The organism is Kitasatospora sp. Ki12 (genome assembly GCF_054601375.1).
Genome location: NZ_BAAIHT010000003.1, coordinates 1,810,733 through 1,836,631, shown reverse-complemented (window position 1 = coordinate 1,836,631; position 25,899 = coordinate 1,810,733). Strand labels below are relative to the sequence as shown.

Below are 25,899 nucleotides of genomic sequence, written 5' to 3'. Positions count from 1 at the left end.
CGGTCATGAGGAGGGCTCGGTCCGTCCGAGCGCGTGGCCGCCGAAGCCCCCGCTGCCGGTGAGCTGGTGCTGCCACCAGGCGGCCATCGCCGGCCCGTCCATGGCGGACCAGTCCGGCGCCTCGGTGACCTGGGCCCGGCCGAGGGTCCGGCCCAGGTCCACCAACTCCCGTCCGGCCGCGCTGCGTTCGCGGTCGTACGCGGCCAGCAGGGCCGACCAGGAGCCGGCCGCTCCCGTGCCCGCCCGCTCGAAGGCGTGCGCGTCCTGCAGGGCCTTCACCGCGCCGCTGGTGTTGTGCGGGCGCACGACGGTGGCCGCGTCCCCGCCGATGAGCAGCCGTCCGGCCGTGCGGTGCGGGGCCACCAGGTCGTAGACGGGCTGCAGCAGGGTCCGTTCGCGCGGGGTGAGGGTGACGACCCCGGCCCAGTACGGCGGCAGGTGCCGTTCGGCGAGCTGCCGCAGTTCGTCCAGCCGCCCCTCGGTGAGGGCGCCCGCCGGGACGCTGGTCGCGCCGTCCGGGTGGAGCCAGGCGGGGGTGGGCGCGTAGAAGACCCAGTTCACCTGGGTGCGGCCGGGTTCGAGCCCGGGGATGCGGTAGATCACGACCTGTCCGCCGCGGTAGCAGGCGGTGATGCACTCCTCCTCGGGCCAGGCTGCGGCCCCGCCGGGCAGTTCGTCCAGCAGCGCGGTGTCGTAGCTGCCGCGCCAGCACACGTACCCGGCGTACTCGGGCGCGGCCTGCGGGCAGACGGCGGCGCGCACCACCGAGCGGTAGCCGTCCGCGCCGATCACCAGGTCGTACGGCTCGCGGCCGCCGTCGGCGTCCTCGGTCCAGGCACCCCCGTCGTTCCCGTCATCCCCGTCGTTCCCGACCGCGGTGACGGTGGTGCCCAGCCGGTATTCGACCCGGGCGGGCGTCCGCTCGCGCAGGGCCTGCCAGAGGACGGCCCAGTGGTGGGAGTGGAAGGGGAACGGCTGGTCCCAGAGCAGCCGTCCGCGTCCGTCCGGGCCGTCGCCCTTGCCGGCCGGCCCCCGGGTGACCCAGCGGCGGACGGTGAGGCGGTGCCGGCGGGTGTCCGCGGCGAGGTGGCCGGCGCGGACCAGTTCGTCGAAGCGGTCGTTGTGGGTGCAGATTCCCACACCGCGGTCCTCCAGCCGGCCCGGGCTGCGTTCCAGCACCACGACCCGTTCCGCGCCCAGCCGGGCGGCGGCCCCGGCGAACGCGCTCCCGGCGATGCTGCCCCCGACCACGGCCACCGAGCCACCCCGCACGGCTGCCCCCTCTCCCGCGTGAGCCATTCCGTGCCCGTGGTCGCGGCGCGTGGTCGCGTGCCCGTGGTGCGGGTCGTGACCGGGCCTGCGGTTCCGGGCCGGTGCTGTCCGGGACACGACGATACGCGGCCCGTCCGGCCGTGGCGGGGTGTTCGGGGGCATCGGGGTGTTCCGGGACAACGGGGCGGACGAGGGCGGGGCGGACGGGGGCGGGGCGGACGGGGGTGGCGGGAGGCCGGTTCCGGCTTTATGCAACTAGTTGCATAGGGCTCGACCCGTCCCCTACCCTGCGGTAACCAGGACCCGACCCGCCCCCAGCCCGCGCCCCAGGAGACGTCGATGAGCGCCACCCCCGGCAGCAGCCGCTACCCGCACCTGCTCAGCCCGCTCGACCTCGGCTTCACCACCCTGCCCAACCGCGTGATCATGGGCTCGATGCACGTCGGCCTGGAGGAGGCCCCCGGCGGCTACGAGCGGATGGCCGCCTTCTACGCCGAGCGCGCCCGCGGCGGCGTCGGCCTGATCGTCACCGGCGGCATCGCCCCCAACGAGGCCGGGCGCCCCTGGGAGGGCGGCGCGATGCTGACCACCGAGGAGGAGGCCGACAAGCACCGCGTGGTCACCGACGCGGTGCACGCCGCCGGCGGCAAGATCGCCCTGCAGATCCTGCACTTCGGCCGCTACGCCTACCACCGCGACCTGGTCGCCCCCAGCGCCGTCCAGGCGCCGATCAGCCCCTTCGTGCCCAACGAACTCACCGCCGAGCAGGTCGAGCAGACCATCGAGGACTTCGCCCGCTGCGCCGAACTCGCCCGCCGCGCCGGGTACGACGGCGTCGAGATCATGGGCTCCGAGGGCTACCTCGTCAACGAGTTCATCGTCGCCGCGACCAACCACCGGGACGACGAGTGGGGCGGACCGTACGAGCGGCGGATGCGCTTCCCGGTCGAGATCGTCCGCCGGGTCCGCGAGCGGGTCGGCGAGGACTTCATCATCGTCTACCGCCTCTCCATGCTGGACCTGGTGCCGGGCGGCTCCACCCTCGACGAGGTGGTCCTGCTGGCCCAGGCCGTCGAGGCCGCCGGTGCGACCGTCATCAACAGCGGCATCGGCTGGCACGAGGCCCGCATCCCGACCATCGCCACCTCGGTGCCGCGCGGCGCCTTCGCCTGGGTGACCAAGAAGGTCATGGGCAAGGTCGGCATCCCGCTGGTCACCTCCAACCGCATCAACACCCCCGAGACCGCCGAGCGGTTGCTCGCCGACGGCAGCGCCGACCTGGTCTCGATGGCGCGCCCGCTGCTCGCCGACGCCGACTTCGTCGCCAAGGCCCGTGACGACCGCGCCGACGCCATCAACACCTGCATCGGCTGCAACCAGGCCTGCCTCGACCACACCTTCAACCTCCAGATCACCTCCTGCCTGGTCAACCCGCGCGCCTGCCACGAGACCGAACTCGTCCTCGCGCCCACCAAGCTGCGCAAGCGCGTCGGCGTCGTCGGGGCGGGCCCGGCCGGCCTCGCCTTCGCCGTCTCCGCCGCCGAACGCGGCCACGACGTCACGCTGCACGACGCCGCCGACACCGTCGGCGGACAGCTGAACGTGGCCCGGCGCATCCCCGGCAAGGAGGAGTTCGACGAGACGCTGCGCTACTACCGCACCCGGCTCGCCGAACTGGGCGTCACCCTGCGCCTCGGCGCCACCGCCACCGCCGAGCAGCTCGCCGGGGCGGGCTACGACGAGATCGTCCTCGCCACCGGCGTCAGCCCGCGGACCCCCGCCGACATCCCGGGCATCGACCACCCGAGTGTGGTCGGCTACCTCGACGTGCTGCGCGACGGCGCGCCCGTCGGCGAACGCGTCGCCATCCTCGGCGCGGGCGGCATCGGCTTCGACGTGGCAGAGTTCCTCACCGACCAGGGGGACCAGGCGAGCCTCAACCCGTCGGTCTTCCAGGCGAAGTGGGGCATCGACCCGGAGTACCGCGAGCGCGGCGGCCTGCGCGTCCCGGAGCGACCGAAGCCCCCGCGCAGCGTCCACCTGCTGCAGCGCAAGACCGGCAAGGTCGGCGCCGGGCTCGGCAAGACCACCGGGTGGATCCACCGCACCGAGCTCAAGCACCGCGGCGTGGTGATGGTCCCCGGCGTGACGTACGACCTGATCGACGACGCCGGCCTGCACATCACCGTCGACGGCGAGCGCCAGCTGCTGCCCGTCGACACCGTGGTGCTCTGCACCGGCCAGGAGCCGCGCCGCGACCTGTACGACGCGCTGCGCGAGCGTGGACTGGCGGTGCACCTGATCGGTGGCGCCGACGTGGCCGCCGAGCTGGACGCCAAGCGGGCCATCAAGCAGGGCACCGAGCTGGCGGCGGCCATGTGACCCGCTCATGAGGTGGGGCCGCCATGAGGCCCGCTCATGGGGGCGGCGCGCATGAGACCTCTTCATGCGTGCCGTACATGAGGTCCGCTCATGCCCGCCGCTCATGAGGCCCGCTCATGGGCTGCGGGCATGAGACTTCCTCATGGCGAGGTGCATGAGACCTGCTCATGGCCGCGTCCGGGTGGCCCGTCCGGGCGCCTCTAGGATCGTCGGCATGTCGCTGCCGCACGCCATCCTCACCGCCCTGCTGGAGAAGCCGTCCTCGGGGCTGGAGCTGACCAGGCGGTTCGACAAGTCGATCGGCTTCTTCTGGCCCGCCACCCACCAGCAGATCTACCGCGAGCTGGGCCGGCTGGAGGCCTCCGGACAGATCCGGGCCCTCCAGCCGGACGGGCCGGTGCGCGGGCAGAAGAAGGAGTACGAGGTCCTGCCGGACGGCCGCGCCGAACTGGCCCGCTGGACGGCCGAGGGTGCGGGACCGCGGGCCGTCCGGGAGCCGCTGCTGCTGCGGCTGCGGGCGGCCGCGGTGGTCGGTACGGACGGCCTGGCCGCCGAGCTGGAGCGGCACCTGGTGCTCCACCGCGCGCAGCTGGCCGACTACCTGGAGATCGAGCGGCGGGACTTCCCGGCCGAGCGGGCGGACGGCGAGAACCGGCTCCAGCACGCGGTGCTGCGGGCCGGCATCGGGCTGGAGACGTTCTGGGTGGAGTGGCTCGCCGAGACCGTCGAGACGCTGGCGTCCGATGAGTCCCGCTCATCGGATCCCGTATGAGACCTGCTCATCGCGTCCGCCATGAGACGTCCTCATGGCACCCCTCGTACGCATGGCACCCCTCATGAGACCTGCTCATGACGCCCCCATGAGACCTGCTCATCAGCGCCCCATGAGCCCCGCTCACACCGCCCCCCATGAGCTCCGCTGATGACCACCGAACCGGTCGTGACCTGCGCCGATGGCCGCCCCGCGCGCCCTGACCGGCACCCGGTGGGACACTGGTCTCCTGTCCCTGCCCGAACTCTCGACCGGGGGCCCGCATGTCTCTTCCGAGGCCTTTCCACGCTGTCACCGCCGCGGCCGTCGTCGTGGCGGTCGCTCTGGGCCCGGCCCAGCTGGCGTCGGCCGCACCCGCCCAGGAGCTCCCCTCCGCCGACCAGCTGAGATCGGCCCTGCTGACCGCAGCCGACCTCGGCCCGGGCTACAGCGAGGTGCCCGTCCCGCAGAGCCCCAGCCCGGAGCAGAACCCGAGCCCGGTCAGCGGCTGTGACGCGCTCAGCGCCCTGATCAACATGCACGCCACCCAGCCGAGCCCCACGAACCCGCGGGCGGAGGCCGAGTTCGACGGCCCGGACGGCAACCCGATGGTGACGGAGGCCCTCACCGCCGAGCCGTCCGACCGGCTCACCAGCGACTTCAACGCCGTCGCCGACGCTCTCCGGAGCTGTCACACCATCACCTTCAACGCCGGCATCGGGGACACCGTGACCTTCACCGTCACCCCGGTCGCCCTCGGCGACCGACAGGACGCGCCCGCCGTCCGGCTGGACGGCACCCTGGCCGGCGTCCAGCTCAACGCCTACCTCGGCATCGAGCGCTTCGGTACCGTCGCGCTGGCCTTCGGCTACTTCCAGCGCGAGGGCGCCTCCTCGCAGGCGGCCTCGATGCAGTACCGCACCGCCGTCGCCAAGGTCGAACGCATCCTCGGCGCCAAGGCCGGCAGCACCGCCCCGTCCACCGTCGCCGCCACCCAGGACATGCGGGTCTGAGCCGGGGCCCTCCGCCTACCCGACCCCGGGGGCATCCGGGAGGACGCCCCCGGATGCCGGGTAGACGGGGTAGGCGGAGGGCGCCGGAGCCGGTGCGATGATCGGCTCATGGACTTCCTGCGGTCGAACACTCGCCCAAGTCTCAGCACCAGGGCGCCCGTTCCGCTCCTCGTCCTGGCCGTTGCCCTGGCCGTCGCCCTGTCGGCGCTGACCTCCTGCACGGTGGCGAAGGTCACGGCGCCGGTGGTCGGGGTGTGGCGGGCGGAGCAGGCCGGCTCGATCGAGTTCCTGGAGGACGGCCGGCTGGGGGAGGTGACCCTGGTCCCGGCCGCGTGCCGCGGGGACGAGTCCGCGGCGGGGGTGAGGTTCACCGGCACCTGGCGGCACGGCCGGGTCGACGATGCCGGGTACGGCGCGTTCGTCCGACTCGCCTCCGTGGACGGCTCGCTGACGTGTGAGAAGTACCTGCAGTACGGCAAGCACGACGGCGTGGAGGCGCTGATGCTGGGCGATCTGGGGATCGGCGGCACGCACTTCCTCCGGGTCGGCCCGGGACTTCCGACGGCGTTCGCGTCGCCGAAGCGGCAGATCCGTACGGACGTCGACCCGTTGCGGCGCCGCTTCCCGGAGCTGGGCGAGCTGTCGAAGGCGCGGTGGATCGGTGCCGCCCTGGGGAGCCCGGACCCCCGCCCGGCGGTTCCCGGGCCGACCGATGTGACGGTGGACGGCTTCGCCACGGTGGATCCGGCGAAGCTGGCGGCCGTCACATCGACCGGCACCTGGAAGGAGGAGCACATCTCCTGCCCCGTCCCCGACGAGCTCGCCGCCGAACTGGGGGAGCCCGCGAACTGGCTGCACAGCGAGCTGTTCGACCGGTCGGTCACCTGGGACCACTACACGGGCAGCTTCTACTTCGACCGGCGGACCAGCCGGGTCTACTTCTGCGCGGTCAACCCGAAGGAGCGGGCCGGCTGACGGCCGGCCGGTCGGCGCCGGGTCAGGATCCGGGTCAGGATCCGGCGGTGCCGAACGGGTTGTCGATGACGTAGTGCCAGTGGCCGGCCGGGTCGCGGCGGGCGACGTCGGTGGCGGTGCCGGTGAGGTGGACGGGGGTGCCGTCGGGGGTGGTGCCGGTGATCTCCCAGTCGACGATGAGCAGGGCGATGTCGTCGGCGACGTAGGTGTGCCGGGGGCGGACGGTGATCGGCAGGCCGAGGGCGAGGAACTCGGCGGTGGCGCGCTGGAGGTCGGGGCCGGTGGTGGTGGTGCCGGGGGCGGGGACGAAGACGGCTCCGGGTTCGTAGACCCGGGCGAGCAGCGCCGGGTCGCCGGAGTTGAAGGCGGCGGCGAAGACGGCCGGGTGTTGTGCCGGGTCGGTGCTCGCGGGGAGGCTGGTGGGGTGAGTCATGCGAGCAGTGAAGACGGGCGCGTCGTAGGTCACCAAACGGGAAGCGACGTGCGGGCCGAAGGCCGCCGCTGGGACGCGGAGTTGGTGCCGGACGGCCGTGGCCGTACGGCGCGGCCGGAGGCGGGCTGTCCGGTGGAGGTGGCGCTGGCGGCGGTGGCGGGCCGGTGGACGACGTTGGTGCTGCGGGAGTTGATGCACGGCTCCGCCTCGTACGGGGAGTTGCGCGGGCGGCTGCCGGAGATCAGCTCGAAGGTGCTCGCCGAGCGTCTGCAGGCGCTGGGGGAGCGGGAGTTGGTGGCGCGCGAGCGGGTCGCGGGTTTTCCGGTGCGGACGCTGTACCGGTTGACGCCGGCCGGGGAGGCGCTCCGCCCGTTGTTGGTGGAGCTGTACCGGACGGGTGTGGCGCTGTCCTCGGCGCCGTGATCGCGGTCAGGCGTCGGCGCGGACGCGCTGCCCGGCGGGCACGGCGCCCGGGGTCGCGCCGGCCCCTGTGACCCCCGCGACCCCCGCGGTCACCGGTCGGCGTCCGGCGAGGCGGCAGCCGAGGCAGTCGGGGTGGCCGTGGCGTCCGGCGGGGTCCGGGGTGCGCCAGTGGCGGAGGTGGGGCGGGCGTGGGCCGGTGGGTTTGCCCCGGCCGGCGAGGTGGAGCAGCCAGGCGGCGACGGCACCGAGGGCGGTCAGGGCGCCGCCGGCCCAGAGTCCGGCGGCCGAGCCGAGGACGAGGGCCGCGCCGGCGACGGCGAAGCCGAGGACGGCGATGGTGGAGCCGGTCCAGCCGGCGACGGTGTGCCCCATGTCGTGATCGCCGTGTGCGCGCATGTCTCCTCCGGTGGTGTGAGATGGGTGGGTGCCGGTGGGCGACCCAGGTCGTTTATCTCACGAGCTAAGTAACTTAGATGCTAAGGAGAAGTTGGGTGAAGGGCAAGCCGCGCCCCCAGGCGACGCCCGAGCAGGCGCAGTACTCGATGGACCGCATGATCGCGCTGGCCCAGTTCGGCCAGCAGGACATCGCCGCCGGGCTCGGGCTCAACGTCACCGACCTGACCTGCCTCGGCTTCGTCATCGAGGCCGCGACGGCCGGCGAACCGCTGGCCGCCGGCGACCTCGCCGAGCGGGCCCAGCTGACCACCGGGGCGGTGACCGGGGTGCTCAACCGGCTGGAGAAGGCCGGGTACGCCCACCGGGAGGCCGACCCCGGTGACCGGCGGCGGGTGCGCGTGGTCATGGCGGACGGCGCGCAGGAGCGCGTCCTCCAGGTCTACGGGCCCTTCTACCAGCGGATCGGCGCGCTGTTCGCCGACTACACGCCGGACGAGATCGCGGTGATCACCGACTGGTTCACCCGCGCCAGGGAGGTACTGGCGGAGTCGCTGGAGGAGGTCCGGACCGGGACGCCGCAGGGCCCCGGGGCGCCGTAGCGCCCCGGGATGCCGTACGGCCCCCGCACGCCGCAGCGCCGCGGGACGCCGTACGGCCCCGGGGCGCGGACGGGACGGCCGCCGGGGCGAACACCTGGCGGCCGCCGACGCCGGAACGGCATGGGCCGCCGACGCGCGAACGACGTGGCCCGCGGGCGGGCTACGGGTGGAAGACGACCTCCGGGAAGCCCGCCGACGGCCCGTCGAGCAGGTGGCGGCCGCGGTGGCGCAGGTGGAGGTCGAAGAAGGCGAGCGGGTAGGCCTGCTGGATGCGGATGCCGCGGTCGGGGTCGAGGGTGCCGACCTGGGACTGGATCTGCTGCTCGGTCATCCCGAGCAGCTTGCCGGCCTGCGGGATCAGCGTCATGTTGTCGCCGTACGAGAGGTGGACGGCGCCGGTGGCCTGGACGTCGAGCCGCCAGCCGCGCAGGTGGGTCCAGAAGGTCTCGGCGGCGGGGTTGGTGGCGCGGGCCCACCTGGCGGTCATCAGCATGAACGGCCGGTCGAGGTCGGCGGTGGGGGCGGGGTTCGCGATCAGCGGCGCGTCGACGGCGAGCCCGGCGCGGATGCGCGGGTCGGCGCCCATGGCGAGGGCGGTGGCGGTGCCGCCCTTGGACCAGCCGAACGCGCCGACGGTGTCCGGGTCGAGGCCGCCGAGCAGGCCGGCCGGGAGGGCGCGCCGGTCGACGTCGGGGTTGCGGCCGGCGGCGAGGTCGTCGACGAGGTCGAGCAGGAAGCGGAGGTCGGCGGCGTAGTCCCGGGGGTACATGGGGACGCGGTCGTCCGGGGTGGAGACGGTGCCGTCGGGGAACTCCGTGAAGCAGTCGTGGGTGTGGTCGACGGTGACGACGGCGTAGCCGTGAGCGGCGAGTTCCTGGCAGATGACCGTGTGGTCGCCGCGGTGGCTGCCCGAACCGTGCGAGAAGACGATGACGGGCAGCCGGTGGCCGGTCCGGTGGACGGGCGCGCCCTGGTGGCCGGCGGTGAGCGGGGCCAGGGAGGGGTCGAGCGGGAAGCCGGTGTCGGCGAGGAAGGCGCGCATTGCGCCGTCGGTCATCCAGGGGGCGAGCGGGTACGCGTCGGAGTCGGCGCACCGGGCCGGGTACCAGACGGTGGCCATCAGTTCGCGGAATCGTCCGGGCCCGGCGATCGGGTCGGGGCGGGAGGTGTCGCGCAGGTGGAGCGGCACCATGCCGACCGGGTACGGGCCGGTGGGCGCGGGGAGGGTGAGCCGGGCGGGCGCGGCGGAACCGGTGACGGCGGAACCGGGGGCGGAGGACGGGGCGGACGCGGCGGAGCGGGCGGGCGCGCCCCAGGCGGTGTCGGCGAGTCCGAGCGGCGCGACGGCGCCCAGCGCCAGTGCGGCGCGCAGCATGTGACGACGCGTCGGGTCGGAACGGCGACCTCGGGCGGGGGTTCCGACACGGCTTCCGGTGCGGCGTGCGATCGGCGTGGTGTCCATGTGAGGAACGCTGTCACGCGCCGCGGGCGGGCGGCATCGGCCCACCGATTGATCCTCCGTCGCCCCGCATTGGCCCAGGGGTTTACATCCACGGGCTGATGCGCGGGGAGCGCCGAGGGCTCGGCCCCCTCCGCCGGGGAGGGGACCGAGCACGCGGACGCAGGCGTGGCACGAGCAGACCGTGAACCGGGAGCGGAGCCGGTTACACGAAGTTCTTGTCGATCAGCATCTGCAGCACGTTGACGTGGAAGTCCGGGAAGTCCATCGGCACGATGCCGAACCGGGCGCGCTGCTGGGTGCGGGCGTTCAGGTACGGGTAGATCGCGTGGTCCATCAGGTCCTGCGAGCTGCGCTTGGGCCAGTAACCACCGGCGTAGCTGAGGAAGTTGACGAACATCTTCGAGGAGCTCGGGTTGAGGAAGGCCTTGTCGAACTGGCTGACGATGTACTGGCCCTTCTTGCCCAGCGGGTCGCTGCCGCCGATCTCCCAGACGTCCTGGGTGTCCATGTACTCGTTCTGGCCGCTGGACCAGTTGATCAGGCCCCACGGGTTGGCGAAGTCGGCGAGCAGGACGACCTTGCCGCGGGCGGCGGTGATGGTGGGCCAGCCGTAGAAGTGGAAGAGGCTCCGGAAGCCGAGCTCGTTGAAGTAGTGGTTGACCCGCCGCATGAACTCGTCGTCGCCGAGCGCCTGTCCGCCCGCCCGCTCGTTCCGGAGGCGCATCACGATGGTCTCGCCGGAGTGCCCCTGGAGGAAGGACCGGCACTGGTTGAGCACGTCCTGGAGCCGGATGTGCTGGTAGTTGTCGGAGTGGTAGATCCCGAGTTCGTCGGGCGCGCCCTGCAGGCCGTTGCAGCGGATGTCGAGGAAGCGGACGCCTTCCTGCAACTGCTGGGTGATGCCCCAGTTCTGGGTGTGCGACCACTCGGTGCCGTAGTCGGGGTTCTCGCAGCACGAGTCGTGGGTGCCGGGGATGGTGAGGTCGAGCAGGGGGACGCCGTCCTTGATGTAGCGCATCCAGTTGTCGGTCGGCAGTCCGCGCGGGGTGGTCCGCGCGGCCGCCGAGGCGGTGGACGGCAGGACGAGTCCGCTGCCCAGGGCGGCTGCTCCGCCGACCCCCGCGCCCCACTTGAGAAGATCACGACGTGCGATGCCCATGGCGTGGCTCCTTAGGCCTTCGATGGACCGGGACGTGCGCTGTCTCTGCTGCGAACGCCGCCTCGCGGTCGGCGGGTTCACCGCGTGAGGGGCGAGGGGCGTCTTCCGGCCAGGGTCCCACCGGGGCTCGTCCACGGTCGAGGGCGGACGCCAGTGGTCGCCTGGGCGGCGGGCATGTCGGTGCGGGCAGGCAGAATGCCGGGCATGAGTCATGAGTACCGCCCCGGCGACGTCCTGCGGCTGGAGTGCCCGTTCGCCGAGACCACGGTCAACGAGGTGTACCGCTCCTACGTCTGCGTGCCGTGGCCGTGGCTGGAGGTGGACCGGGAAGCCACGCACATCCGGTGGGACGGCGACCGGGCGCTTCCGCTGCCTGGCGCCCGTGAGTGGGAGGCCTTCCGGACGGAGCCGGCGGAGACGCTGCTGAAGCCGGGGGACAGCTGTCGGGTGGGGATCCCCCCGACGGTGGTGCACGTCCAGTCGGTCGAGTACTACGACCCGCCGCTGGTCACCGGCATGCTGCCGCGGCCGGCGTGCTACCTCGACGTGTTGCCGCAGGGAGAGACGTACGATCCCGAACTCGAGGAGCAGTGTTACGCGTTCGATCCGGCCGGCGGTGAGCCGATCGGCATCGAGCTGGTGTTCCGTCCGTACGCGTTCCTGGAGCCGGGGGACGAGGTCGCCGACCGGGACGGGCGCGCCTGGCGGTTCGACGCGGCCTGGGACTGGCACGCGTTCGACGGTGCGGGGCCGGGCGCGCCGGTGTGGCCGCTGGTGCTGCTGGCCCGTGGGGGCGGGCCGGCGCCGGAGGACGTCGCGGCGGTGGCCCGGGCGACGGCGGACGGCAGCCACGCGGCGGAGCTGGAGCGGTGGACGGGGCTGACGCTCGCGCGGCCGGTCGTCGAGTAGCGGGAGTGGGCCGGGGAGTGGGCTGGGGAGTGGGAAGTCGACGGAGCCGACCTCCCACTCCCCGATCCACCGGCGGTTCCCGGCCCGGTCAGCGGGTCTCGATGACGACCGACTCGATGACCACGTCCTTCACCGGGCGGTCGGTGCGCGGGTTGGTCTCGGTCGTGGCGATGGCGTCGACGACCCGCCGGCTCGCCTCGTCGGCGACCTCGCCGAAGATGGTGTGCTTGCCGGTGAGCCAGGTGGTCGGCCCGACGGTGACGAAGAACTGGGAGCCGTTGGTGCCCGGCCCGGAGTTGGCCATGGCCAGCAGGTAGGGCTTGGTGAAGGCCAGGTCCGGGTGGAACTCGTCGGCGAACTTGTAGCCGGGGCCGCCGGTGCCGTTGCCCAGGGGGTCGCCGCCCTGGATCATGAAGCCCTCGATGACCCGGTGGAAGACCGTGCCGTCGTACAGCTTGTCGTCGCTCGGCTGCCCGGTGTTGGGGTCGATCCACTGGCGCTCGCCCGTGGCGAGTTCCACGAAGTTCTTGACGGTCTTCGGGGCGTGATTCGGGAGCAGCCGGATCACGATGTCGCCCTGGTCGGTCTTCAGGGTCGCGTACAGCTCGTCTGCCATGGCACATCCTTCGGTCGGTCCTAGCGGTCCTGTCGGTCCTGCTGGCGCGGCCAGTCTTCCGATCGGGGTGGACGAATCCGGGGCGACCGCACGGCATCTCACCCGCACGAGTGATGTACGGGTGACACGCGGCAGCGGGGGCGCGTCCTTAACACGGCACGGGGGCCGACGGCCGGGGTCGTCCGCCGGTCCACCCGTTCGAGCGAAGCTGATTGATCATCAGTTTGGCTACGTCCCATCCGGCCAAGAAGGGCTTCGGTATCCGTTCACGAGAGGGTGGTTCCACATGACCGACCAGAACCCGGGCCAGATCCCTTCGATCACCGAAGCGACACTCGCCGACATCGCCGACAACGGGCTATGGCGTTCCGACGCCACCGTCAACCCGGCCGCCGTCGATCTCGGCAGGGGTCTGGCGGAGGCCCTCCAGGGGCGGGAGGGAGTGCAACTCCCGCCGGAGCTGGCCGATCTGGTCGCCCGGGTGCTGCGGATCGCCGCGATCGACACACCGACGATCCTCGCGGCGGACGACATCGGCCTGTCGGCGTTCTCCATCAAGCTGAAGGGCGAGGAGCAGCACCCGGTCGTGATCCTGCCCGCCGGCTGGAGTCCGGTCGGCTGGCTGCCCTTCGTGTACGCGTACCTCACACTGGCGCTTCGCGGGTACCACGTCCTGGCCTACACCCCCCGGGGTCTGGGCTACCCGGGCTGGCCGTCCACCTCGGAGGGCTACGTCGACGTCGCCGGGCCGAACGACTGGTCCGACGGCTCGGTGGTGATCGACTACGTGCAGCGGGAGTTCAACCCGAGCAAGATCGGGTTCCTGGGCGAGTCCTACGGCTCCGGGATCAGCCAGCTGGTCGCCGCGCACGACGAGGACGACCGGGTCGACGCCGTGGTCGCGCTGAGCACCTGGGGCAACCTGGCCACCAGCCTCTACGCCAACAACACCCGGCACACGAAGGCCGTCGAGCTGCTGATCGGCTTCACCGGCGGCCCGAAGGAGGAGAAGTTCGACCAGGAGACCCGGGAGATCCTCGACAAGTTCGCGGAGAACCGCGACCTGGACGACGTGGTCGCCTGGGGCACCGAGCGGTCCCCGGAGACCTACGTCCGCGAGACCAACCGCCGGGGCATCCCGACCTTCATCTCGAACACCTGGCACGAGACCCTCTTCCCGGCGGCCCCCGTGGTCGACCTCTTCACCGAGCTCGACGTGCCGAAGCGCCTCAACCTGTGGATCGGCGACCACGGCGCGCCCGAGGGCCCGGGCCTGTCGGGCCTGCTGACCACGCTGCCGTTCCCCGGCCTGCGGGTGCCGATGCAGGAGGCCTACGAGTTCCTGGACCACCACCTGCTGGGCGCCGCCAACGACGTGCCGAACTGGAAGGCGGTGGAGAACCAGGTCATGTTCACCTACAAGACCAAGCCGGTGCTGGGCGGCGGCAAGCGGATCACCGAGCCCGCCCACCGGGAGGCGTACGCGTCGTGGGCGGACGTCACCACCGGCGGCGAGACCTGGTACCTGACGGGCACCAACGGTGACGGGGACGGCGCGCTGGCCGACAAGCAGGCCGCCGGCTGGGAGCGGAGCTTCGAGCTCGGCGAGCTGACGGCGGCCACCGCGGTGGACGAGGTGATGGGGACGGGCCAGAAGGAGTGGACGGGCAACCCCAAGTCGTACGTCCTGGCGGACTTCGAGCGTCCCAGGCTGCTGGTCTGGTCGACCGACCCGCTGACCGGGCAGGGTGAGGTGGCCCGCCGGATCCGCGGTGCCGCGGAGGTCCGGCTGACCGTACGCGGCACGGGGGAGGACGTCACCCTGGTGGCCTACCTGTTCGACGTCGCCCCGGACGGCACCGCGCGCATCATCGCGCACGAGCCGTACACCGCGCTCGGCCTGACCCCGGGCGTGGACGCCACGGTCGAGTGGAAGCTCCAGCCCGCCGCGTACGACCTGCCGGTCGGCCACCGGCTGGCGCTGGTCGTCAACAGCCGTGACGAGCTGTACTCCTTCGCGGCGGAGGCGGGCACCGCCACCATCGGCTCGCCCGGCGGGAACGAGTCCCGCCTGGAGCTGCCGCTCGGCTGAGCCCGAGCCGGAACCGGAGCCCGAGCCCGAGTCCGAGTCCGATTCGGAGCCGGGGTCCGAGCCGGAGCCAGGGCCCGAGCCCGAGTCCGCGTCCGTTCGTCGGCGGCCCGTCGCAGTGGTGCGGCGGGCCGTCGGCATGTCCGCTTCGTCTGCCGACCGCCCGTGCGGGGCCTGGTGAGCAGGGTGATCGGCGCAACGGAGCCCTCACGGGCATTTAACACACATGTTCGCTTCCACGTGGCCTACGCCACAGTAACCTCGCTCCGAACAGAGGTACGATCACGCTCGCACCTCCGATCGGAGGGGTACCTACATGCAGGAGCACAGAGGGGGAAGCTCAGTCATGTCCGCAATCCACGACGGTACTCTGACCTACTCGAACACCGTCGCGCGTGCCACCGTCCACCGGGCCGCGATCTGCGAGGTCTTCCTGACCGACTCCGTCCGGGTCGCCGAGGACGAGTACCTCATCGCCGCGCAGCTGCCGCGGGTGCACAGCTACTACAGCGACAACGTCACCGCGCCCGCCGCGTACGACCCGCTGCTGCTGGTCGAGGTCTTCCGCCAGGCGTCGATCTACGCCGCGCACACCTTCCTCGACGCCCCGCTGGACAACAAGTTCATCTTCGTCGGCGGAGAGCTCGACATCACCGACCCGGAGGCGCTGCGGATCGGCGCCCGCCCCGGCCAGGCCGAGATCCGGGCCCACCAGGCCGGCCTCAAGCACCGGGACGGCGTCGTCACCGGCAGCACGCTCGACCTGGTCCTCTCGGTGGACGGCAGCGTGGCCGCCACCATGCGCACCACCTGCCAGTGGATGCCGGGCGCCGCCTGGGACCGGATGCGTGACAAGGGTCGCGCCGCGCTCGCCCTGACCCCGGCCCGGCCGCACCACACCGGCCGCCGGATGCCCGCGCTCTCCGTCGGCCGCGCCTCGGGGCAGAACGTCGTGCTGGCGGGGGTCGAGGTGGGGGACCACGAGCTGCGCACCCAGGTCGTCGTAGACCAGGGCAACCCGGCGCTGTTCGACCACCCGCTGGACCACATCCCGGGCGCCCTGATCTTCGAGGGCTTCCGGCAGTCCGCGATGTACGCGGCGCAGGAGCTGTTCGGGCTGTCGCCGCGCAGCCTGCTGCTCGCCAAGGTGGAGACGGACTTCACCCGCTTCGGCGAGTTCGAGCTGCCGACCGACTGCGTCGTGCGGGTGGTGGAGTCGCCGGCCGCGGACACCGTCGCGTTCGAGATCTCCATGGTGCAGGAGGACGAGCGGATCGCCCGGGCCCGGGTGCACCTGGCGCGCACCAGCCCCATCACCGGGGCTCTGGAGAATCGTTTCGCCTATGCCGCGGCCAGTGCCTGAGCTGCCCGGACGACCCGCGTCACAGCGCACGCAACGTCATCGCGCCACCGCACCAAGGCACCACGGCACCGCACCACGGCACCGCAAGGAGACACCGCCATGTCCAAGCCCATGATCTGGTTCGACTTCGGCGGTGTGCTCTCGCCGCCGCTGGACGACCTGTTCGACTCGTACCACGCCCGCACCGGCATCACCCCGCGCCAGCTGAAGACCGCCCTCGGGACGGTCGCCGGCGAGCTCGGCGTCGAGCCGCTCGCGCCCATCGAACTCGCCATGCTCACCGAGGCCGAGTGGGGCGAGGCCATGGTCCGCGCCCTGCGGGACAAGGACCCGGGGATCGACCTGTCCCGCGCCCGCTTCGAGCACTTCGGCGCTCAGTGGTTCGAGGGCGTGCACGTCAACCCGGTGATGGCCGCGACCGTGCGGCACGCCAAGGAGCACGGCTTCCGGGTCGGCATCCTCAGCAACAACGTCGTGGAGTGGGAGCCGTACTGGCAGGCCATCGTGGCCCCCGCCGGCGAGGTCGACTGCGTGGTCGACTCCTGCAAGGTCGGCTACCGCAAGCCCGACCCGGAGATCTTCCGGCTCGCCGAGCAGCAGGCGGGGGTGGAGGCAGAGGAGTGCGTGCTGATCGACGACCTCCCCGAGAACTGCGTCGCCGCCCGGCGCTGCGGCTGGCGCGCGGTGCACTTCCGCAACAGCGCCCAGGCCGTACGGGAGCTGACCGGTCTGATCGGGCTGCCCGCGCTCACCTGACCGCTCACCTGCGCGCTCACCTGAGCGTTCGCGTGACCGCTCACCCGAGTGCTCACCTGACCGCTCGCCTCACCGCGCCCCGGCCCTCCCCGGCCGCACTCCCTCGCAACGACGTCCAACCGGAGAACGCATGACCACCGTTGTCCCGTCCGCGACCGTCAACGTCACGGACATTCCGCACCTGGACCCCGTCCCGGCCTTCCTCCCGCTGGCCGAGCCCGGTCCCAACGGTGTACCGCTGATCGAACTGCCCAGCGGACACCCCGCCGTCCACCTCACCCGCTACGCCGACGTCCACAAGCTGCTCACCGACCCGGCCTCCGGGCGCACCGAGACCAACGTCGACGGCGGCCCGAGCTTCCTGCCCACGGTGATGCCCAAGGAGCTGCTGCTCAACCTGGACGCCCCGCACCACGCCAGAGTGCGCGGCTTCGTCGCCGCCGACTACAGCGCCAACGGCGTGGAGCGGCTGCGCCCGGTGCTCGACCGGGTCGTCGAGGAGGGGATCGCACGGCTGCGCGCGGCCGAATCCCCGGACCTGTTCAGCGACTTGATCGACCGGGTGCCGATCACCGTCAACTGCCACTTCCTCGGCGTGCCGCTGGAGGACGTGGACCACTTCCGGCCGTCCTCGCGGATCGTGCAGATCGCCTCGCACGAGGACGTGCCCGACCTCGTCGAGCACTTCTACCGGGTCTACGGCTACGTCCAGGACCTGGTCACCGGTGTCCGGCCGGTGGTGCCCGGCGGGCTGATCGAGCAGTTCCGGGCCGACCGGGACCGGGCCGAACCCGCCCTGGACGACGCCGAGCTGACCGGCATCTTCTTCGGCTCGCTGCTCGGCGCGGACCAGAACATCGTGTCCGTGCTCACCAAGTCGCTCTACACCCTGCTGGCCGCCCCGGCGCTGTGGCGCCGGCTCGCCGATGAGCCGGAGATCGCGCCGCGGCTGGCCGAGGAGCTGATCCGGCTGATCCCGCTCGGCACCATCTCCGCCTTCCCGCGGATCGCCGGCCGGGACCTGGAGACCAGCGTCGGCCTGGTGCCCGAGGGCAGCGTCGTCTACCCGGACGCCTTCGCGGCCAACCGCGACCCGGAGGTGTTCCCGGACCCGCTGGTGATCGACCCCGACCGCCAGTCGGCCAAGCGGCACCTGCAGTTCGGGTACGGGATGCACCACTGCATGGGCGCGGCGCTCGCGCGGATGGAGATCGTGACCGTGCTGACCCGGCTGGCCCAGGAGTTCCCGACGCTGGCGCTGGCCGTCGAGCCGGCCGACGTGCCGTGGGACATCGGGACGGTGCTGCGGCGGCCGACCTCGCTGCCGGTGACGTGGTAGCGGAGTCGGAGGCGGCCGGGTAGCGGCCGCCGGTCCGGTCCGGTCCGGTCCAGTCCGGATGGGCAACGCGCGAAGGGCGGGTACGGGGAGCCGTACCCGCCCTTCGCGCGTCGCCGCGCGGGGGTGCGTTGCTGGGTGCGCGGTCGGTTACGGCTCGCCGAACCACTCGCGCAGGGTGCCCGCCAGCGGTCCGCCGTCCGAGGCCCAGGCGACGTAGCCGTCCGGACGGATCAGGACGGCGTCCCACGGGAGCTTGCGGTCGCCCTCGGCGCTGACCACGCGCAGCAGGTGGGACCAGCCCTCGGCCTGCTTGCGGTGCGCCTCCTCGTCGGCGCCGAGCAGGAGCAGCACCGGGCGGCCGTCCAGCAGCAGGCGGATCACGTCGGTCGGACCGTCCGCGGTGGTGAGGGGGAGGTTGGGCAGGAAGTGCCCCTCCCACGGCGAACCGTCCGAGGTGCGGGCCGGGTAGACGGTGTCCTGGGCGCTGATCATGTTGCCGAGGTGGGTGTTGGCGCCCTCGACGCCGAGCAGTTCGGAGACCAGGTCGCGCAGCGGGTCCAGACCCGGATCGGGGCGCATCAGCGCGAGTTGGGCTCGGGTGTTGTCGACCACCCGGCGGGCGACCGGGCGGCGCTCCTCGCCGTAGGTGTCCAGCAGGTCCTTGCCCGCCGTGCCGGCCAGGGTGTGGGCGAGCTTCCAGGTGAGGTTGAGCGCGTCCTGGAGGCCGAGGTTGAGGCCCTGGCCGCCGACCGGGAAGTGCACGTGGGCGGCGTCACCGGCCAGGAAGACCCGGCCCTTGCGGTAGTCGCACACCACCCGGGAGAAGTCGTTGAACTTGGAGAAGAACACCGGGTCCGTCATCGGCACCGGGTGGCCGAGGATGCGCTCGGCCTCGCCGCGCAACTCGCCGAGGGTGAGCGGGGCGTGCCGGTCGCGGTGCGGGCCGCGGAAGTCGATGGTGAAGAACCGGCTGTGCCCGTACGGGTTCACGCCCGCGATGGTCCAGCCGCGCGGGGTGCGGTTCCAGCCGGAGGGCACCCGGTAGGGGTCGGTGAGGCGGACCAGGCCGAGCAGGGCGGAGACGGTCGCCGGGTGGGTCTCGGACGCGAAGCCGAGCAGATCGCGGACGGCGCTGCGGGCGCCGTCCGCGCCGACCACGTACTCGGCCGTGAACCGCCGTACGCCGTCCGGGCCCTCGGCGGTCACCTCGACGGTGTCGGGGCCCTGGACGAGGTCGGTGACGGTGTGGCCGCGCAGGACCGTGACGCCGCGGGCGCGGGCCCGGGCCTCGAAGTCCCGCTCCAGGTCCGCCTGGGAGCGGCCGTAGATGGGTGTTGGCTCGGTGCCGGGGGCGGTGATGACCAGGCCGGGCAGGCCCGCGAAGTGGAAGGCCTCCGCGTTCGGCCGGGCGAGGCCGTTGCCGGTGGCCTGCTGGGCGCGCAGGTGACCACGGCGGGCCAGGCCCTGGACGGTACGGGCGTGCAGGGTGCCGGCCTTGGGCTGGTCGACGGTCTCCGGGTTGCTCTCCAGGACGACGGTCGTGATGTCGTGGTGGCCCAGCTCGGCGGCGACGAGCATGCCCACGGGGCCGCCCCCGACGACGAGGACTTGGGCTCGGGTGGTGGTGGCGGGGTCCATTGGTGCGGGGTCCTTTCCGGGTGGGAATCGCGGGGCCATGAGCGGGGCTCATGGGCGGGCTCGTATGAGCGGGCCTCATGTCTGCCGCCACATGAGCGAGGCTCATGACCGGGCCACATGAGCGGGGCTAATGGGCGGTCGCATGAGCGGGGCTCATGGGCTGACCGGATGAGCGACGCTCATCGGAGGGCGACGACATGAGCGGGGCTCATGCCTGGCGCCTCATGCCTGGCGCCTCATGAGCGGCCCTCATGAGCGGGGCTCATGGCCGGTCCCCATGAGTGAGGCTCATACCTGCCGCCACATGAGCGAGGCTCATAACCGGGCCACATGAGCTCCCCTCATGGCCCCCGCCCGCCATGAGCGGCGCTCATGGCGGGCGGCGCATGGGTGAGGGCCCGGCGCCGCTCGGGGGTCGCGGCGCCGGGCCCGGCTTCGGGTGGTGCGGGGTGGTGCGGGAGGGCGGCCCGGGGGAAGCCGCCCTCCCGCGTCTCGGAACGGCCTCGCGGCCGTGGTCAAGGGGAGGCGGTCAGGCCTGGGCCTTCTGTCCGCCGCCGCGCAGCAGGGCCGCGATCACCACGAACAGCACCACGCCGACGGCCGCGAGGCCCCACAGGACGGAGTGGAAGGCGGAGTCGTAGGAGTCGGCCAGGAAGTCCACGAAGCCCTTGTGGTCGACGGCGCCGGAGAGGTCGGCCGCGCCGGAGAGGTCGCCGCCGGCGGCCTGGTCGGCGACCTTGTCGGCCTGCGAGGCACCCTCGTGGGCGCCGATGCCGTCGCCGATGCGGGTGCGGAGCACGGTGGCCAGCGCGGAGCCGTACACCGCGACGGCGACGGCCTCGCTGCCCAGGCGCAGCGTGTTGAGGAAGCCCGCCGCCATGCCGGCCTTGGCCGGGTCGACCAGTTCCAGCGCCTGGCCGTCGACCAGGCCGGCCGACAGGCCCATGCCGGCGCCGGTGATCAGCATCGGGGCGGCCAGCAGCAGGACGGTGACGGAGGGGGAGAGCAGGGTGAGGGCGAGGTCGCCGGCGACCAGGCAGACCAGGCTGATGTAGATCAGGGTGAGCGCCGGAACGCCGCGGGTGACCAGCTTGGCGGCGAGCATCGGGAAGACCAGCACCGGGGCGGTGAGCAGCAGCATCAGCAGGCCGGCGGCGCCGGTGTCGCGGCCGGTGACGGCGTGCAGGTAGCTGGGCAGGTAGGTGAGCATGGTGACGAAGCCGAAGGAGGCGGCGACGGGCACCAGGCAGAGGCCGACGAAGCGGCGGTTGCGCAGCACGCTGAGGTCCAGCATGGGGTGGGCGCTGCGGTTCTCGACGGCGGCGAAGACGGCCAGGACGACGATCGAGCCGACGAACAGGCCGATCACCTCGAGGCTGCCCCAACCCCACTGGGAGCCTTGCACGATGGCGGTGGTGAGCAGCACCATGGCGACCACGAACAGCGCGCTGCCGGGGACGTCGATGCGCCCGCCGCTGCCGCTGTCGGAGGGCATGGCGCGGGAGATCGCGGGCACCGCGAGCAGGACGGCGGCGAGGGCGACGGCGTGCACGGCGAACACCCAGCGCCAGCCGAGGCCCTGGACGAGCGCGCCGGCGAGGGAGGGGCCGATGGCGACGCCGATGCCGGCGATGGTGCCGAACAGCGCGAAGGCCTTGGCGCGGGCCGGGCCCTCGAAGACGGTGGAGACGATGGCCGCGCCGCAGGAGAAGATCGCGGCGCCGCCGATGCCGGTGAGGGCGCGGGCGGCGTCCAGCCAGATGACGTCGGTGGCGACGGCGCTGGCGAGCGAGGCGACGGCGTAGACGGCGACACCGGCGGCGAAGGCCTTGACCCGGCCGATGACGTCGGCGATCGATCCCCAGACCAGCGTGAAGCAGGCGAACGCCACGTTGAAGGCGTTCACGACCCACTGGAGCGGGGCGAGGTCGGCGTGGGTGCTGGTGCCGATGTCGGGGAGGGCGACCGCCGTGCCGGAGATGGACATGGGCACGACGAACACCGCGAGGAGGACCGCGGCCAGGGTCAGCGTCCGGCCGGGCTGCTGCCCTTCCGTCACCACTGGTGGCGTGGCAGACGACGTGGTCTGCGTACTCATGGGACACAACTCCAGGCTCGGCCCGACCGCGGAACGGCCAGGTAAGGAATTTTTCGAACCTTACCGTGCCATGCGGTCGAGGTACGATGCAACCCATACCTGAGGATGCCTGTGGATGGAGGATCCGATGCCCGACCCGGAAGGCCACCCCTCGGCCGAGGAGATGGACCTGCGCACGGTCCTGAACGCGCTCGCCGATCCGCTGCGCTACGGGGTGGTCTCCGCCCTGCTCCAGGAGGCCGAGGGGGCGGCGCGCACCTGCGCCTCCTTCAACCTCCCGGTCTCCAAGTCCACGATCACCCACCACTTCCGCGTCCTGCGCGAGGCCGGGCTGGTCCGCCAGGTCGACCGCGGCAACAGCCGCGCGGCCACCCTGCGCCGCGAGGACCTGGACAAGCGCTTCCCGGGCCTGCTCGACCTGATCCGCGCGAACCCCTGATCCGCGCGAACGGTCGACTCCCGCAGGGATGCCGGAAGGCCCACCGGCGCCAAGGGGAGGTCAAGGAACCTTGACCTCCCCTTGGCCTCCGGCGCGGTGACGGTGTGTCAAACTGTGCGCCCTCACGGCACGATGAGGAGACCCCGGTGGACCACGCCCGCCCCCTGATCGAGGACTTCCCCGCCCACCCCGACGGCGACCCGGCCGACGCCCTGGCCCGCGCGGTCCGCGACCGCCGCGCCGCCCTCGGCCTCACCCTGGCCGAGCTCGCCGCCCGGTCCGGCCTCCCCGAGACCCATCTGCGCACCATCGAGGCCGGCCACGCGATGCCGACGCTGGCGCTGCTCACCGTGCTGTCCCGGGCGCTGCGCGCGGACTGGTGACCCGGGGTACCGCCGTCCGGTCCCAGCCCGGTCGGCGCGCCGCCTCCAGCCCGTCCGCGTGCCGCCTCAGGCCGGTTCGTACGTGGTGTTGCGGACCAGCGTGCGGGCGTGCGGGGCGTCCATCGGGTGGGCGAAGAGGTAGCCCTGGCCGAGGGGGCAGCCCATGGCGGCGAGGAGGTCACGCTGCTCGGGGTGTTCGATGCCCTCGGCGATGACCTGGACGCCGAGGGTGTCGGCGATCCGGGTGATGCCCTCGACCAGGGCGTACTGCTGGGTCGAGTGGCCGAGGCCGTCGATGAAGGACTTGTCGATCTTGAGCAGGGAGATCGGGAACTCGCGGAGGTAGGAGAGCGAGGAGTAGCCGGTCCCGAAGTCGTCGATGGCGATGCCGACGCCGAGGTCGGAGAGGGTGGCCATGTCGGCGTGGATCCGGTCGTCGCGGCGCATCAGGACGGACTCGGTGAGTTCCAGGACGAGGGTGCGCGGGTCGATGCCGGAGAGGGCGATGGCGTGGCGGACGACGTCGACGAAGCCGGCGTCGCGGAACTGCCGGGCGGAGACGTTGACGTTGACCCGGAGCGGGGGCCGTCCGGTGCCGGCGCGGGCGGCGGAGCTGGCCGCGTGCCAGGCGGCGGCCTCCTGGGCGGCGCGTTCGAGGACCCAGGCGCCGAGCGGGACGATCTGGCCGCTCTCCTCGGCGAGGGCGATGAACTCGTCGGGCAGGACCATGCCGCGCCGGTGGTGCGGCCAGCGGACCAGGGCCTCGAAGGCGACCAGGTCGCCGTTTCGCAGGTCGACGATCGGCTGGTAGTACAGCTGGAACGCCGATTCCGCGATCGCCGAGTCGAGGTGCTCGTTCAGCTCGTGCCGTTCCACCAGCCCGGCCTGCAGGGCCGGCCGGTAATGGCACCACTGGCGGCGGCCGGCCGCCTTGGCGGAGTACAGGGCGAGGTCGGCGTGGGTGAGCAGTTCGGCGGCGTCGACGCTGTCGTCGGTGGTCGCCACGCCGATGCTGGCGCTCACCCGGACCGCGCCCGCCTTGAGCTTGAACGGCTCGGTGAAGACCTCCAGCACGCCGTCCGCGATGCTGTCCACGTCCGCGGTCCGCGTCGCGTCCTCCACCAGCACGGCGAACTCGTCGCCGCCGAGCCGGGCGGCGGTGTCGGAGGAGCGCAGCGCGGTGGAGATCCGCAGCGAGACGGCGACCAGCAGTTCGTCGCCGACCGCGTGCCCCTGGGTGTCGTTGACCACCTTGAAGTCGTCCAGGTCGATGAAGAGCACCCCGGTGACGGAGCCGCTGCGTTCGCCGCGGGACAGCGCGTGCCCGACCCGGTCCTGGAACAGCACCCGGTTGGCGAGGCCGGTGAGGGAGTCGTGGAAGGCCCGGTGGGTCAGTTCGCGCTCCATCTGCCGCTGCGCCGTGACGTCGCGCAGGGTGAGCACCAGGGCGCCGACGGTCGGGTCGGCGCGCAGGTCGTTGAAGCGGACCTCGGCCTCGATCGGGGTGCGGTCCGGGCGCAGCAGCCGCCAGTGCTCGCGCGGCTGCTCCCTGGGCTGTTCGCGGGGCTGCTCGCCGGTGGCCGGGGAGGCTTTGCCGCGCATCCGGGCCAGTACCCGGCCGACCTCTCGGCTGTCCTCGGGTGGGACGAGGTCGATGAGCGGGGTGCCCTCCAGCCCGGGGCGGCCGAGCACGGACTCGGCGGAGGGGGAGGCGTAGCGCACGCGGTCGTCGGCGTCGAGGATCAGGATGACGTCGCTGGTGTTCTGGACGAGCGTGCGGAAGTACAGCTCGCTGTTGCGGCGGGTGACCTCCTGGCTCAGCACCACCCGTTCGACGGCGAGGGCGGCCTGCCCGCCGAGGATCTCCAGCGAGCTCCAGAGGCTGGCCAGCTCCTGCTCGGTGCCGGTGACGATGAGCGCGCCGATCAGCGGATCGCCGGAGGGGCGTTCGGCGAGGGTGAGCGGGCAGATCAGGGCGTACGGCATGCCGTCGAGGTGCCCGGCCAGCTCGCCGGAGGGCAGGTCGACGGACTGGACGGGCAGCAGCCGGCTCTCCCGGTAGCCGGCCAGGGCGAGCACCTGGTCGGAGTCGGAGGCGGTGCCCAGCCGGTGCTTGGCCGCGCCGTGCTCGGCGTGCCGGACGTGCAGCACGCCGGCCTCGGCGACGGCGAGCAGGGCGACGTGTCCGGGTTCGGCGGGCATCAGGGTGGAGGCGGCGGACTGGACGGCGTCGGCGACCTCCTCCACGGTGACGGCGGCGGTGAGCCGGGCGCCCGCCTCGCGCAGCGCCCGCTCCCGGGCGATGGCCTGTCTGCGGGCGGAGACGACCACGGCCAGCCGGGCGAGCACGAGCAGGTAGAGGAGCGCGGAGAAGGCGCCGATGACGCCCGCGTTGCCGGTGTTCCCGGTCGCCGACTCGATGATCAGGATCGCGGGGGCGATCAGCGAGGCGAGGGTGAGCAGGACCAGCCGGGCGGTGCTGAGGTCCGGTTCCTGGGTGGGGACGGGCTTGGTCAGTTCGACCATCGACGGGTGCAGCGCGGCGGCGCCCCAGGCGGCGTAGAACGCGGCCCAGCCGAGTTCGACGGGCGTGCCGATGCGCCAGGTGCCGTGCAGCTGGATCAGCGCGTACAGCACGTCGGAGACCAGCAGGCCGAGGGTGCCGACGGCGAGCAGCTGCAGGGAGCGGGACTTGCCGCCGCGCGGGGTCAGCAGGCGCAGCAGCAGGGCGAGGACGACCACGTCGCCGAGCGGGTAGGCGACCGAGACGGCCCGCTGGAACCAGGTGAGGTCGGGGCTGCGGGTGTACGGGAGGATCAGGTAGATCCAGGCGAGCAGGGCCAGGCCGATGGTGGGGATGAGCGCGTCGAGCAGGACGGCGCGGTCCTGACGGGCCGTGCGCCAGCGGATGAAGCCGAGCACGCCGATCGCGTACAGCACGTACTCGGCGAGGTAGAAGCCGTCCGCGACGGAGGGGAACGGGTTGGGCAGGTGCAGGATGTCCAGTTGGACGGCCTGCACCACCTCGCCCGTGGTGAAGCTCAGGTTGGCGAGCGCCAGCACGTACCAGAAGCCCGCGTGGGCGGGGCGGTTGAGGCGGACACCGAGCGCGATGGCGGCGACGCCACCGAGTCCGATGCCCGTCCACCAGATGATCCGCTGGCTGGGGTTGGCGTAGTAGATGCCGGTGAACAGCACCATCCAGAGCAGGTAACAGACCATCAGGCGTTGGCGCCGGCGTGTCAACGAGTTACCTCCTCCGCGACATCACCCCGCCGGTCGGGCGGGGGAGTTCGGGCGAGGGCGGGGCCCGGGAGCGTCTTGCGGCGGCCTCGGGCGACGGGGCGGTCGCGCGTCCTCGCGCCCTGGTGGGGCGCGGTTCCGCGCGTGGGACGGGCGCTTCT

Annotated in this window: 22 protein-coding genes; 13 read left to right on the top strand and 9 right to left on the bottom strand. The window is 72.7% G+C overall.

Annotation, left to right across the window (positions count from 1 at the left end; translation table 11 throughout):
* Positions 1–3 precede the first annotated feature (3 nt).
* A complete protein-coding gene (locus ACYP53_RS38645; RefSeq protein WP_459650827.1) occupies positions 4–1,272 on the bottom strand; it encodes an FAD binding domain-containing protein in 1,269 nt (422 codons plus the stop codon).
* A gap of 339 nt (positions 1,273–1,611) precedes the next feature.
* On the opposite strand from ACYP53_RS38645, the gene ACYP53_RS38640 reads away from it, so the two are divergent.
* The 4 genes from ACYP53_RS38640 to ACYP53_RS38625 all read left to right on the top strand — a co-directional run bounded on the left by ACYP53_RS38640 (position 1,612) and on the right by ACYP53_RS38625 (position 6,393).
* Positions 1,612–3,654 (top strand): oxidoreductase, encoded by a 2,043-nt coding sequence (locus ACYP53_RS38640; RefSeq protein WP_459650826.1) that lies wholly within the window; start codon positions 1,612–1,614, stop codon positions 3,652–3,654.
* 214 nt (positions 3,655–3,868) lie between these two features.
* Positions 3,869–4,426: a PadR family transcriptional regulator gene (locus tag ACYP53_RS38635; protein ID WP_459650825.1), complete on the top strand. Its 558-nt coding sequence runs from the start codon at positions 3,869–3,871 to the stop codon at positions 4,424–4,426.
* Positions 4,427–4,737: 311 nt separating this feature from the next.
* Positions 4,738–5,418 (top strand): hypothetical protein, encoded by a 681-nt coding sequence (locus tag ACYP53_RS38630; protein WP_459650824.1) that lies wholly within the window; start codon positions 4,738–4,740, stop codon positions 5,416–5,418.
* A 108-nt stretch (positions 5,419–5,526) separates the two neighbouring features.
* Positions 5,527–6,393, top strand: coding sequence for a hypothetical protein (locus tag ACYP53_RS38625; RefSeq protein ID WP_459650823.1), 867 nt, complete (start codon positions 5,527–5,529; stop codon positions 6,391–6,393).
* A 34-nt stretch (positions 6,394–6,427) separates the two neighbouring features.
* On the opposite strand, the gene ACYP53_RS38620 is transcribed toward ACYP53_RS38625, so the two are convergent.
* Positions 6,428–6,826, bottom strand: a complete 399-nt coding sequence (locus ACYP53_RS38620; protein WP_459650822.1) for a YybH family protein — start codon at positions 6,824–6,826, stop codon at positions 6,428–6,430.
* 48 nt (positions 6,827–6,874) lie between these two features.
* Between ACYP53_RS38620 and ACYP53_RS38615 the strand changes: the two genes are divergently transcribed.
* Complete coding sequence (locus ACYP53_RS38615) at positions 6,875–7,249, top strand: winged helix-turn-helix transcriptional regulator (RefSeq protein ID WP_268256530.1); 375 nt, start codon at positions 6,875–6,877, stop codon at positions 7,247–7,249.
* A 6-nt stretch (positions 7,250–7,255) separates the two neighbouring features.
* Here ACYP53_RS38615 and ACYP53_RS38610 read toward each other — a convergent pair whose 3' ends face one another.
* Complete coding sequence (locus ACYP53_RS38610) at positions 7,256–7,645, bottom strand: HGxxPAAW family protein (protein WP_229928323.1); 390 nt, start codon at positions 7,643–7,645, stop codon at positions 7,256–7,258.
* Between the two features lie 95 nt (positions 7,646–7,740).
* On the opposite strand from ACYP53_RS38610, the gene ACYP53_RS38605 reads away from it, so the two are divergent.
* Entirely contained in the window at positions 7,741–8,244 is a 504-nt protein-coding gene (locus ACYP53_RS38605; protein WP_459650821.1) for a MarR family transcriptional regulator, read from the top strand.
* A gap of 160 nt (positions 8,245–8,404) precedes the next feature.
* Here the strand turns inward: ACYP53_RS38605 and ACYP53_RS38600 are convergent, their stop codons facing one another.
* Positions 8,405–9,619: an alpha/beta hydrolase family protein gene (locus tag ACYP53_RS38600; RefSeq protein ID WP_459650820.1), complete on the bottom strand. Its 1,215-nt coding sequence runs from the start codon at positions 9,617–9,619 to the stop codon at positions 8,405–8,407.
* Between the two features lie 289 nt (positions 9,620–9,908).
* Positions 9,909–10,865 carry a phosphatidylinositol-specific phospholipase C gene (locus ACYP53_RS38595; RefSeq protein ID WP_189913986.1) on the bottom strand — a complete coding sequence of 319 codons (957 nt, stop codon included), beginning with the start codon at positions 10,863–10,865 and terminating at the stop codon, positions 9,909–9,911.
* 204 nt (positions 10,866–11,069) lie between these two features.
* On the opposite strand from ACYP53_RS38595, the gene ACYP53_RS38590 reads away from it, so the two are divergent.
* Positions 11,070–11,774 carry a hypothetical protein gene (locus tag ACYP53_RS38590; RefSeq protein ID WP_229928321.1) on the top strand — a complete coding sequence of 235 codons (705 nt, stop codon included), beginning with the start codon at positions 11,070–11,072 and terminating at the stop codon, positions 11,772–11,774.
* 88 nt (positions 11,775–11,862) lie between these two features.
* On the opposite strand, the gene ACYP53_RS38585 is transcribed toward ACYP53_RS38590, so the two are convergent.
* On the bottom strand, positions 11,863–12,390 hold the full coding sequence (locus tag ACYP53_RS38585; protein WP_459650819.1) for a peptidylprolyl isomerase: 528 nt from the start codon (positions 12,388–12,390) through the stop codon (positions 11,863–11,865).
* Positions 12,391–12,676: 286 nt separating this feature from the next.
* On the opposite strand from ACYP53_RS38585, the gene ACYP53_RS38580 reads away from it, so the two are divergent.
* The 4 genes from ACYP53_RS38580 to ACYP53_RS38565 all read left to right on the top strand — a co-directional run bounded on the left by ACYP53_RS38580 (position 12,677) and on the right by ACYP53_RS38565 (position 17,937).
* Complete coding sequence (locus ACYP53_RS38580; RefSeq protein ID WP_459650818.1) at positions 12,677–14,482, top strand: alpha/beta fold hydrolase; 1,806 nt, start codon at positions 12,677–12,679, stop codon at positions 14,480–14,482.
* Positions 14,483–14,825: 343 nt separating this feature from the next.
* Positions 14,826–15,842: a ScbA/BarX family gamma-butyrolactone biosynthesis protein gene (locus tag ACYP53_RS38575; RefSeq protein ID WP_229928320.1), complete on the top strand. Its 1,017-nt coding sequence runs from the start codon at positions 14,826–14,828 to the stop codon at positions 15,840–15,842.
* Positions 15,843–15,941: 99 nt separating this feature from the next.
* Complete coding sequence (locus ACYP53_RS38570; RefSeq protein ID WP_189913983.1) at positions 15,942–16,598, top strand: HAD family hydrolase; 657 nt, start codon at positions 15,942–15,944, stop codon at positions 16,596–16,598.
* Between the two features lie 130 nt (positions 16,599–16,728).
* Positions 16,729–17,937 (top strand): cytochrome P450, encoded by a 1,209-nt coding sequence (locus ACYP53_RS38565; protein ID WP_459650817.1) that lies wholly within the window; start codon positions 16,729–16,731, stop codon positions 17,935–17,937.
* Positions 17,938–18,084: 147 nt separating this feature from the next.
* On the opposite strand, the gene ACYP53_RS38560 is transcribed toward ACYP53_RS38565, so the two are convergent.
* Positions 18,085–19,575 carry an FAD-dependent monooxygenase gene (locus tag ACYP53_RS38560; RefSeq protein WP_459650816.1) on the bottom strand — a complete coding sequence of 497 codons (1,491 nt, stop codon included), beginning with the start codon at positions 19,573–19,575 and terminating at the stop codon, positions 18,085–18,087.
* Positions 19,576–20,104: 529 nt separating this feature from the next.
* Positions 20,105–21,673, bottom strand: coding sequence for an MFS transporter (locus tag ACYP53_RS38555; protein ID WP_459650815.1), 1,569 nt, complete (start codon positions 21,671–21,673; stop codon positions 20,105–20,107).
* Positions 21,674–21,800: 127 nt separating this feature from the next.
* On the opposite strand from ACYP53_RS38555, the gene ACYP53_RS38550 reads away from it, so the two are divergent.
* The gene (locus tag ACYP53_RS38550) at positions 21,801–22,112 is read left to right on the top strand and encodes an ArsR/SmtB family transcription factor (protein WP_189914124.1); all 312 of its coding nucleotides are present in this window, start codon (positions 21,801–21,803) and stop codon (positions 22,110–22,112) included.
* Positions 22,113–22,258: 146 nt separating this feature from the next.
* The gene (locus ACYP53_RS38545; protein WP_189913979.1) at positions 22,259–22,495 is read left to right on the top strand and encodes a helix-turn-helix domain-containing protein; all 237 of its coding nucleotides are present in this window, start codon (positions 22,259–22,261) and stop codon (positions 22,493–22,495) included.
* 66 nt (positions 22,496–22,561) lie between these two features.
* Here the strand turns inward: ACYP53_RS38545 and ACYP53_RS38540 are convergent, their stop codons facing one another.
* Positions 22,562–25,741 (bottom strand): putative bifunctional diguanylate cyclase/phosphodiesterase, encoded by a 3,180-nt coding sequence (locus ACYP53_RS38540; protein WP_459650814.1) that lies wholly within the window; start codon positions 25,739–25,741, stop codon positions 22,562–22,564.
* Positions 25,742–25,899 lie beyond the last annotated feature (158 nt).